Annotated in this window: 12 protein-coding genes; 3 read left to right on the top strand and 9 right to left on the bottom strand. The window is 41.0% G+C overall.

Going from position 1 to position 9,214, the window contains the following annotated elements; genetic code table 11:
- Positions 1 to 548: 548 nt before the first annotated feature.
- The gene (locus M8E35_RS25575; RefSeq protein ID WP_373887487.1) at positions 549 to 878 is read right to left on the bottom strand and encodes a helix-turn-helix domain-containing protein; all 330 of its coding nucleotides are present in this window, start codon (positions 876 to 878) and stop codon (positions 549 to 551) included.
- Between the two features lie 129 nt (positions 879 to 1,007).
- On the opposite strand from M8E35_RS25575, the gene M8E35_RS25570 reads away from it, so the two are divergent.
- Entirely contained in the window at positions 1,008 to 1,247 is a 240-nt protein-coding gene (locus tag M8E35_RS25570; RefSeq protein WP_252473792.1) for a hypothetical protein, read from the top strand.
- A 119-nt stretch (positions 1,248 to 1,366) separates the two neighbouring features.
- On the opposite strand, the gene M8E35_RS25565 is transcribed toward M8E35_RS25570, so the two are convergent.
- Together M8E35_RS25565 and M8E35_RS25560 are read right to left on the bottom strand one after the other, a co-directional pair.
- Positions 1,367 to 2,179 carry a DUF3102 domain-containing protein gene (locus M8E35_RS25565; protein WP_252473791.1) on the bottom strand — a complete coding sequence of 271 codons (813 nt, stop codon included), beginning with the start codon at positions 2,177 to 2,179 and terminating at the stop codon, positions 1,367 to 1,369.
- A gap of 252 nt (positions 2,180 to 2,431) precedes the next feature.
- Positions 2,432 to 2,947 carry a hypothetical protein gene (locus tag M8E35_RS25560; protein ID WP_252473790.1) on the bottom strand — a complete coding sequence of 172 codons (516 nt, stop codon included), beginning with the start codon at positions 2,945 to 2,947 and terminating at the stop codon, positions 2,432 to 2,434.
- A 453-nt stretch (positions 2,948 to 3,400) separates the two neighbouring features.
- Here M8E35_RS25560 and M8E35_RS25555 point away from each other — a divergent pair, with 453 nt between their 5' ends.
- Together M8E35_RS25555 and M8E35_RS25550 are read left to right on the top strand one after the other, a co-directional pair.
- Positions 3,401 to 3,625, top strand: a complete 225-nt coding sequence (locus M8E35_RS25555) for a DUF1659 domain-containing protein (RefSeq protein ID WP_252473789.1) — start codon at positions 3,401 to 3,403, stop codon at positions 3,623 to 3,625.
- A 41-nt stretch (positions 3,626 to 3,666) separates the two neighbouring features.
- Complete coding sequence (locus M8E35_RS25550) at positions 3,667 to 3,906, top strand: DUF2922 domain-containing protein (protein ID WP_252473788.1); 240 nt, start codon at positions 3,667 to 3,669, stop codon at positions 3,904 to 3,906.
- A gap of 136 nt (positions 3,907 to 4,042) precedes the next feature.
- On the opposite strand, the gene M8E35_RS25545 is transcribed toward M8E35_RS25550, so the two are convergent.
- The 6 genes from M8E35_RS25545 to M8E35_RS25520 all read right to left on the bottom strand — a co-directional run bounded on the left by M8E35_RS25545 (position 4,043) and on the right by M8E35_RS25520 (position 8,820).
- Complete coding sequence (locus tag M8E35_RS25545; protein WP_252473787.1) at positions 4,043 to 4,348, bottom strand: DUF2442 domain-containing protein; 306 nt, start codon at positions 4,346 to 4,348, stop codon at positions 4,043 to 4,045.
- A 15-nt stretch (positions 4,349 to 4,363) separates the two neighbouring features.
- A complete protein-coding gene (locus M8E35_RS25540; protein WP_373887486.1) occupies positions 4,364 to 4,696 on the bottom strand; it encodes a DUF4160 domain-containing protein in 333 nt (110 codons plus the stop codon).
- Positions 4,697 to 4,828: 132 nt separating this feature from the next.
- The gene (locus tag M8E35_RS25535) at positions 4,829 to 5,149 is read right to left on the bottom strand and encodes a hypothetical protein (protein WP_252473786.1); all 321 of its coding nucleotides are present in this window, start codon (positions 5,147 to 5,149) and stop codon (positions 4,829 to 4,831) included.
- A 47-nt stretch (positions 5,150 to 5,196) separates the two neighbouring features.
- On the bottom strand, positions 5,197 to 8,160 hold the full coding sequence (locus M8E35_RS25530) for a TOTE conflict system archaeo-eukaryotic primase domain-containing protein (RefSeq protein WP_252473785.1): 2,964 nt from the start codon (positions 8,158 to 8,160) through the stop codon (positions 5,197 to 5,199).
- A gap of 210 nt (positions 8,161 to 8,370) precedes the next feature.
- Entirely contained in the window at positions 8,371 to 8,562 is a 192-nt protein-coding gene (locus M8E35_RS25525; protein WP_252473784.1) for an antitoxin VbhA family protein, read from the bottom strand.
- A gap of 15 nt (positions 8,563 to 8,577) precedes the next feature.
- Positions 8,578 to 8,820 carry a hypothetical protein gene (locus M8E35_RS25520; RefSeq protein WP_252473783.1) on the bottom strand — a complete coding sequence of 81 codons (243 nt, stop codon included), beginning with the start codon at positions 8,818 to 8,820 and terminating at the stop codon, positions 8,578 to 8,580.
- Positions 8,821 to 9,214: the final 394 nt, after the last annotated feature.

The following is a 9,214-nucleotide window of genomic DNA, read 5'->3' as shown; positions in this document are numbered from 1 at the left end:
TTGCTGAAGAGAATAACGTAAATTTCTCACAGGTTCTTCAAAAAGCTTTAAAGGATCAACTTGAGATTCAGTAACAATAATTATAGAAAACAATAATTGAGCAGCCTTATTCGGCTGCTTTTTTATCGTCGAACCCGCACGATCTAAGTATTTGTAGAAGCTAAGGGAGATGCTGCAGTGAGACAACTAATCGAAGAAAAGCTCCATAAGACGAATTTGTAACCTTATTGGACAATCATGCATAATATGTATTGTGGTGACGGCCATAGTAAACACATCCTTTCTAAAAGAGGAGAGCCTGGTGAAGCTCTCCTCTCCTACATTTTCCACAGTATCCACCTATATGTCTGCAGATCATACTTCAACTCAAACACTTTCATGATACCATCCACTTCGCTCTGACAGCGAAAAATAAGCATGCGATTGCCGGCTATTTTTTCCTCAGTTGTATAGATAATCTGTTGAACTTTAATGACGAATCCATCATACCTGCTTCCTCCTGGCATTAAAATAAGAGGCTGTGCAGCCTCTCTAAATATCTTACGGATTTATACGCTTTTGCCTTCCTTGAAACGGTCTATCAGGCCGATTAACATCAGAAGGTCTTTGTCGGGCAGACCGTGCATACCGTCAAGAGCTTTTTGAATCAGAATCGGTTCTGCCTCACTGTCATCGAAAAAGGCTTTCGGCGTGACATTCAGATACTCACAGATATACAGAAATTCTTCAATGGATGGCAAGGAGCGCCCCGCGATAATGTTCTGTATATAGCTTCTGCTGTGCCCCAAGTCAAGGCTCATTTTATATTCCGAAACGCCCTTTTTTAGGCGTAAATCCGTGATGCGCTTTCTGATAAACTCAACACCCAATATTCTCACCTCACTGTCATTAGATATAATTCTATACTTTTAACAGTGGTAATATTCATGTTTTAAGAGGTTCTTTATATTGAATTATGCCGTTTAAAGTGTTAATATATGCTAAAATGCACTTGTGGAGGCGGCAGGTTGAATAAAAAGAAGCTGATAGTGGAAAACGCCATCAAGGAAATCGCAAGACGTGACGGCGTTACCGTCGAATATGTAAAAATGCAAATGAAGATCGCTATGATGAACGGATTACGCAGTGCTGATCCAAGGGCGAAATCGTTTTGGGACAACATTTCGCGAGAAGGTAAGATTCCCACACCTGAAGAACTAATAATACATACCTCTGAACTTGTTAATAAGCGGAAGTCCCATGAATGATCGCGGCCGAGAAGGGATTGATGTCTTTTTGAAAACAAGGGGCTGCTGTTCTGAACTTTCTTCGTTTTGCAGCAGTCCCTTCAACTATCGCAAACCCGCCTGCACCTGGGCCCGCTGCCTTACAGTCTCCCCGCTATTTTCCCGATCAGCCCGCTTACCTCACTCTTATACTTTTCATGAGCTTCCGGGTCCGCCGGAGGCAGCTTAGTCAGTTCCTTCAGCAGCTCTTCGAATTCATTGGTTATATTGTTGTAGAGAAAGCTGACTTTGTTGGCCGACAGCTTGATCCGGGCGACTTTGATATCCTTTTCCAGGGCGGCGATTTTTCCAGCTGAAGCCTCGCCCTCCTTGGCTGAGTCCATTTTCCCCTGTAACGTCTTGATGGTTAACTCTTTCGTGTGGATGGCCGCTTGGAGACCTGAGGCCTGTTTTCTCAACTCATCCCGCTCAGAGGTTATTTCCGTGACTGCACCCTGGTTGGCGGTCAGAGTATTTTGAAGCTCCGCTTTTTCGTTAAGGGCCTGGTCCCTTTCCTGGACTGCCTGCTTAAGATCCCGGGTCGACATACTCGCCACATCATTCTCAGTCATAAAGGACTCCCGTTCCTCCTCGGGAACTCCCCAGAGGATAATCGCCTGGGTGTAGCTCAAATTCGGAATCGATTCCGAATTTGAACTGTCCTGTCCGGCGGTGAGCTTGGCCTCATACTCTTCAAACAGGCGCATGAGTTTATTGGCCGTGCTTTGGGAGTAACTCACCGAGTTCTCCAGCCACTTTCCCCATTCTCCATGATTGACCATGGATTTGGCCTCCTTCAGGCGCCGTCCGATCTCGACGGAGCTGTAAAGCAGCATTCTGCCGGTCTGATCTTTAATACTGTTAATTTCGGCCGCGATAATCTGCGGCGTCCGCTCGGTTATTCCCTTCGCCATGATTTTCGAGCTCCTCTGCTTATTCATAAGCTTTTCCTGAGGAAAAGCTCCCATAAGAGAAGATGGATTTGAACAACCTTACTCATAGCCTATGTGTTCAAGCCCTCACTGGTGACAAAATAAGGGCAAGACCCTAGAGCGCATAGGCACTTTACGGTCTTGCCCTTATTTTGTCATAATACCCTAACCCGTTGGTATCCGTGACCCGGAATAACCGCTTTGACCACACAAGAAATCGGACTAAGGAACCTTTTAAATTCCAGCTTTTTTTAGATAGCTATCTAAAGCCTTCTGAGTTAACTGCGCAGTTTTATGCTCCCCTAGTCCATTCTGAATTCTCACAGCCTGTTCCAAAAAGTCTGCACACGTCTGATAGTAGCCACCAAGCTTGGTATAGATCCCCACGATAGTTCCTATGTTGGGTAATTGTTGTGCTACATCCTCGAAATCACCTGAGTCTTCAGCATTGTCCACTTGAATTTTTAGCTGTATGAGCATTGCTCCAGTCTGCTCTTCCAATTCTTTAACAGCATCTTCACCTGTTCCAAGAATGCTATGTGCTACACCCTTCATATAGGTGATGACTTTCTCTCTATCCTCAGCTTTAAATTTTTTACCAAAATATTGGGTCATTCTTTTCTTGACATTTTTAGTCGTTCCTTGAGCTTTGAGTAAGGCCAATAACATATTTATGGTATACGGCGAATTGTCCGAATCGAACAGGACAGTATCCATGTCGATGCAGTTTTCTAGAAGTAATTGCTTCATCTAGCACCATCCTTAATGAGAATCTATTTCATATGAGAAGATACCTTTATGAACTAATCCAGTACTATTCATGCTTTATATTCTACATTTTCTTACATAAGCCTGCAAAATAAACAGAATAAATATGATCTAAAAGATGCCCGCAGATAAAAGGTCACTTAAAAGCAGAAACCCGGCTCACCACACCGGGTTTCTGCTTCAAACGGGATATCAAAATCGTTGATACAACCACCAATGACCTCTACGACCCTCCACACTGTACTATATGTCCCTGTCCAGGAAAGGGTGACAAAAAGATGGCAAAACCGTAAAGCGCATAGGCACTTTACGGTTTTGCCCTTATTTTGTCATAAATACCCTGGACAAGGGTAACCCCTCCGGACAAGGTGCATAAGATAAAAAGGACAAACCAAGGCTTGGCCAGTAAAAATCCAGAACAAGGGAGGATTATGAATGCCTATCATTTCGTCAGGGGTGGAAACCGAGATGGTTGTCCGTTATCAGATCGGTATGACTGCCGACGGTTCCCCGATATTCCGGCAAAAAAGCTTTTCCGGGCTGAAGATGGACGTGTCCGATGAGGATCTTTACGAAGTAGCAACCACATTATTCGATTTGCTGGAATACCCATTGGTATCCGTATCCCGAAATAACCGCTTTGATCTGACAGAGGAATAGAATCCCTGTTCAATCGATCATAAAGGAGAGGGGGGATTGGTATGGCAAATACGCAGCAGAAGACCCTTCGGCTGACCTTTGTTACAACATTGGGGAGCACATTTACCCTTACGCTGCCGGCACCACGGGCAGACCTGACTGCCGCGGAAACTGAGGCCGCTATGGAACTGATTATTTCTAAAAACATGTTTGTCACCACCGGCGGCGAATTGATCGGAAAAAAAGATATAAAAATGACGGACTCAACAACAACCGATTTGTATGATCCACCCTTGTATTAAAGCCCGCCAGAGGGGCAAATGCCTCGTCTGCCGATGGCTGTTGATTTTGCGGCCCAAGGGCCGCTCTTATCTATGAACATCATAAATCTCTATAGATAAAGCGGGATGCTAAAAAGAAAAGCTGACAAAAACCTTGTCAACCTTTTACTGTCTGTATTGAATTGTCTAATTTGGGTTCCATTACATCGGGACATGAATTATAAAGTTCTTCCGGATCAAGATCCAAGCATTCACTTGGGTCAAATTTCCCCCCAAGGTCCCAGGCCAATGTATGGTTCAAAACTGTACAAGTATCTATAAAAACGCTTATATCCTGGAGTCTCTGAAACACTCCCTTAGTAATTAAATTAGATGCATCAAATAGTTTTATCTTTCCGTCTTCAAAATAGACATATACCCTAAAATCGTTAGTCGGTAACACCTGTACAACTCTACGGAACATAATAACATCTCCTTTTTAGATAAGAGGATTAATCTTTTGGATGTCTTGATGTTCTTTTGCTGCTTCCCAATTTCTCATTAATTCTTCTTTGTGAATCTCACACCAAGCAAGTACTAGTCTTAGCTGTTTTGATGGGAATATCCCCTTTATTACCGAACCATTGACTATATCCACAATTATCTTATGATCACCATATTGGGCATGGAAATGTGAAGGCATATGGTCATTCCAATACATCAAAATCTTTATTCCGTAAAACTCTGAAACTACAGGCATTTCCGAATCACCCCTTCCTAGACTTTCACTATTAATTATAATCGTTAATAACCCCTTTGCAAATTTTTCCACAAAGTCCTTTTAACTAAAAAATTTTTCCCTCTTTCTGTAGATAATCAATGACCCTCTGAATCTCAGCCTGCACCTTTTTGTATTCAATTTCAAGGTAAAAGCGCGAGGTTGTCAGTGGTGGTTATCGGATAGTCAGAATGGTAAGTCATCAATACCTGTCTGTGGGTCCATATCTTCTTCCCATTCTTCCTCTTCAAAATAAGCTAGAGCAAAAAATTCCTGAAAACCCCAATAAAGCGCTTCTACCTTTTCTGGCAGATAAACATGCGTTCCACTCGTATTCTGTATTGTGCCATTGGAATAGTCAACCTCTGCAGCTTGCTCAGTTGGAGACTTTTTACTGCATCTTCTACATATATGATTTGCATGTCCCTTACCCGAAAAGCTCTCATTCGATTTATATTCAGAACAAATCTTGCAGTAATGGCCGCTTTTGCGTTTTTTCTTTGACATTTCTCTCTCCAATATTTCTGGTTCTAACCACTAAATGTTATACATTGTTATTTATCCATGCTCAATATTAATTCATTTGCAATGCTTGGGCTATCTAGTCGCATGATACTTTCTTCAGCAGTACCAAAACTCAAAAGATTGATACTCCCATACCATACGATTCGTTGGTCAATGACGGCATATTTTTGGTGTATATTAGATTTAAAAACCAAACTGACTCCAGTAACTTTCAATAAGTCCAAGGTCCCCTGCAAAGCACTCGTATCCTTGTCTTTGAAATCTTCAATGGGCCGAGTTATCACGATGACTTTCACCTTATTTTCTAAAGCAATCTTCAGGTGCTGCATCATTTGTAAAGTACGTCTCTTGGTTACAAAAGGGCTTACTATCAGAATTTCTCTTGCGGCATTAATAATATCATTAGTATAAACCGATAAGAAATTGCTCTTGTCAAAAATCACATCAATCGATTCCGGCGCGCTACTTTCGCCTTTTGCTTTATACCCGATAGTAGCATACCCGTTAAGCCGTTTATGGTACATTCGTTCAAGCATCCTTACATGAATGTCTACATAATCATAGATTTGTACCTCCTTTTTATTTGCAAAGAGTCTGTGAAGCCTTCCTGCATATTGTTGCAAGGTGCCTTTCCAGGATATTGGCATCACCAAAAATAAAGTATCAAGGCGCGGTTCGTCAAAGCCCTCCCCAATATACTTTCCAGTAGCAACTATGGTTAACGGCTTGTCAGCGGATTTCTCCGATAGTTGTGTCATTATCTCTCTAGTTCGTTTTACTCCCATCCCACCCGTTAAAGAGATCACTTCAGGAATTCTCTCACTGAGCTTTTTGGCAAGTAATTCGACATGCGCTGTTCTCTCAGTTAAAACCAGACAGTTTCTGCCACTTTCAAAGCTTCGAATGATATCATCTGTGATCAGTTGATTCCTTAATTCATTAACCACAATTTCGGAGTACAGCTCTTGAATCGATACATCCTTTTCATTCTTATCTAGAGAGACTCTAAGCGACGTAAACCTTGGAATTGCATAATGCTCAAAGGGTCTTTGTTCTGCCTGTTTTTTTGCATTGTCTTTGAATCGTATGGAACCACATTGCATAAATATGATCGGATGATGCCCATCTTTTCGTATAGGTGTTGCCGTTAATCCGTAAACATATTTTGCATTAGAACTTTTAAGTATCTTCTCAAAGCTAACAGCTGATATATGATGACATTCATCTACAATAATCATGCCATAGTTTTTCACACAATCCTTCACTTCTCCCATTTTATTCAATGATTGCATGACAGCTATATCTATTATTCCACTTAAACTATCCTTTCCTGCTCCTAATTGGCCTATAGCGCTATGCGCCTTTTTCCTTCCTTGCTTCTTGTCTTCAATTCCGTCGGGCAAGACTTCATTTATCGTCAGGAATTCCGTTAATCTTTTTTTCCACTGGGTAACTAAATTTACTTTATCAACAATAATAAGCGTATTAACTTTTCTCTCAGCGATCAGCTTTATGGCAACCACGGTTTTCCCAAAAGCGGTTGTGCCTGAGAGAACTCCGTTATCATGCTTGAGCAATTTATCAAGTGCCTGTGGTTGTTCGTCCCTCAAGCTGCCGTTAAATTCTATATCGATGCTTCTGCCGTGATTGGTTTTATCCATAAATTCAGGTTCGATCTTTAGTTCTTCAAAAAAGGCCTTTAAATCAGCTTCACACCCTCTTGGCAGACATAGATATTCTTCTGTTTCATCAGAACATGATATTATTCTAGGTATTTTATTTTTAAAGATTGGCATTCGCATGGCCTGGGCCTTATAAAATTCAGGATTATTGAAAGCCGCCAACCGTTTTAAATGATTTAAGGCTCTATGAGAAATGCCTGTTTTCAAGATAAATAACATATTTGCTTTGATAATTTTTACTGTTTGAGAAAAATCATCCGCTGAAAGTTTGACGCTGCTGTTTGTTTCCCAAGGCTTTTGTGGTTCTTCTTGATCATCCCTTTTCAAGATTCCAAGTTCGTTTCCATTGCAAAGTTTTGATATAAGCATTATAACGTCATCTTCAGAGAGTCTTTGAATAGTGACCATAAATCCCCATTGATCCTTAAACGGTTCAAAATTAGCATCAATAAAAACGCTGTTATTTTTACCCCTTGCTGCTTTTTGCAAGGGCAAAGCAATCAAATTCCCTAAACCACCCCTTGGCATTGTATCCTGATTAGGAAAAAACCGGTCATAGGATTTAAATGTAATTTCATGCCTTTTGTTCATGGCGTAGGTAAGTAGAGCGCTTCCCAGTTTTCTTGCTAACGTAGCGGCTATAGGGCCTTCAAAGAAAATCCAGGCATGAGCTCCATTTCCTGACCGCGAGCGTTCAATAGCTACCGGAAGATCAAATTCCGAACACACGTCTCTAAACTGTGAAATATCCTTCTGCCACTCTCCATCATCAAAGTCAATCGCTAAAAAGTGGCAAGTTTCATCAAGGCAAAGAGGATATATTCCCACTACTAAATTGTCACGCCCTCGCAAATGATCGTCAATAACTTTTTCATCCAAAAGAGCATAAGCCTTATTGGAGCAAGCAGCACATTTGACCTGTGGTTTTTTGCACAACTCAGATTTCCATTCATTCGAACAGAATGGCGAATATCCATTTGTCCCCTTCTTTTTGTTTTCCCACCGTTTAGCATAAACATCATCCCGGCCTCTAAAGAGTGACATAAATAACTCAACTTTGTCCTTGGGGTCTGACGAGCTGTTTACGTTCGGTCGCAAAGTTTTGTCTTCTGACACTCGATTGGAGCATTCCAAAAATGTATTAGATGTTGGAAATAAGCTATCTATGAAAACATTGTCAGTGTTTCCACAAGGAATAGCCCGGTGTTCTGAAACACCGAGCTTTGTATTCAAGGTTTCTATTTCTTGTTTTAGTCTGTCGTTTTCGCGCAACACTGCTTGATACTTTTCAAGCAGTTCTTCGAAGGTCATAATGCCACCCTTTTATTACCTTAACATACACATTAAGCCTTGCAGCTCAGGTTTCAATCTGTTTGAATCTTTTACTATATTAATATCCATGATTAATGTCTGATAATCGTGTATTCAGCACACTGGATCCAGCAAGGATAGTAAGCTTTGCACTCAGCAGAATCGCTAAATCTATTTTTCAAAACCTCGGTATTCGGATAAAGGTATGGATCACGCATCATCTCCATTCCTATCCTTTTTCATTTTGTATCTCTCATTCAAGGTTTTGATGATATCGTTGGTTGTGATTTCACCCCGCTTTTCTTTTTCTACAAGTTCCAAAAATTCCGGTGAAGGCTCTAATCCATCAACCTTAATAATCCCTAAGGCGTAATCCCAGGCCTTGTCTTTTTGTGTGCCCATATGCTTACCCTCCATTTATATTTTTTCTAATATATCAGCTAAGTACAGCTTCAACGCTTCCCTTACAACGCCGCTTTTGTCAAGATCACCTTCGGCAGTTTTAATCGTGATTGCCTTTTGCAATTTATCTGTCAAATAGTAAGATCGCTGTATCAATTTATCCGTTTGTTCTGTCTTCTCAGTGTTATCATCAGTCACTGTTGTTTTTGTAATTCTTTTTCTTTTAGTTACTGCTTCTCTTTCTTCTAATTTGCTCATTGGAATACCAATTCCTTTCATAATTGCCGTGGTATATTCGTTGTACCAACAATCCCCTAACTTTAGCTTTAGGGTAAGTATAGCCTAATGGTACTTTAGTGTCAAAGTACTAAATAAAGGTCTGGTGTCGGAGACTATCCAACCAAGGATTTTTGTCCGGTATTGGAGAGCCGCTGTAGTCTAGATTTTATAGCGGAAATTATAATGAGAATCAGGCTGTGAATTTTCACGTGAAGTCAAGCACTAAGGAAGTCTTAGAACCACCCATATGATAATGCTAATCCGCGAATAAATTCAATAAGCTGTTCGATCATTCTTAAATGGGAGTTTAGCGAACGATGGAGAACACCATCAACTAGGGATTCGCCCGACTTGAACACACCTTTTAATGGAG

The organism is Desulfosporosinus nitroreducens (genome assembly GCF_023897015.1).
GTDB lineage: Bacteria > Bacillota > Desulfitobacteriia > Desulfitobacteriales > Desulfitobacteriaceae > Desulfosporosinus > Desulfosporosinus nitroreducens.
The sequence above is the reverse complement of the archived record's forward strand: the minus strand, read 5'-3'. Positions and strand labels throughout refer to the sequence as shown.

Bases quoted from the DNA above. Each gene is read 5' to 3' on its own strand.
- M8E35_RS25565 (WP_252473791.1), bottom strand. From the start codon at position 2,179: ATGGCGAAGGGAATAACCGAGCGGACGCCGCAGATTATCGCGGCCGAA.
- M8E35_RS25560 (WP_252473790.1), bottom strand. From the start codon at position 2,947: ATGAAGCAATTACTTCTAGAAAACTGCATCGACATGGATACTGTCCTG.
- M8E35_RS25555 (WP_252473789.1), top strand. From the start codon at position 3,401: ATGCCTATCATTTCGTCAGGGGTGGAAACCGAGATGGTTGTCCGTTAT.
- M8E35_RS25550 (WP_252473788.1), top strand. From the start codon at position 3,667: ATGGCAAATACGCAGCAGAAGACCCTTCGGCTGACCTTTGTTACAACA.
- M8E35_RS25545 (WP_252473787.1), bottom strand. From the start codon at position 4,348: ATGTTCCGTAGAGTTGTACAGGTGTTACCGACTAACGATTTTAGGGTA.
- M8E35_RS25535 (WP_252473786.1), bottom strand. From the start codon at position 5,149: ATGTCAAAGAAAAAACGCAAAAGCGGCCATTACTGCAAGATTTGTTCT.
- M8E35_RS25530 (WP_252473785.1), bottom strand. From the start codon at position 8,160: ATGACCTTCGAAGAACTGCTTGAAAAGTATCAAGCAGTGTTGCGCGAA.
- M8E35_RS25525 (WP_252473784.1), bottom strand. From the start codon at position 8,562: ATGGGCACACAAAAAGACAAGGCCTGGGATTACGCCTTAGGGATTATT.
- M8E35_RS25520 (WP_252473783.1), bottom strand. From the start codon at position 8,820: ATGAGCAAATTAGAAGAAAGAGAAGCAGTAACTAAAAGAAAAAGAATT.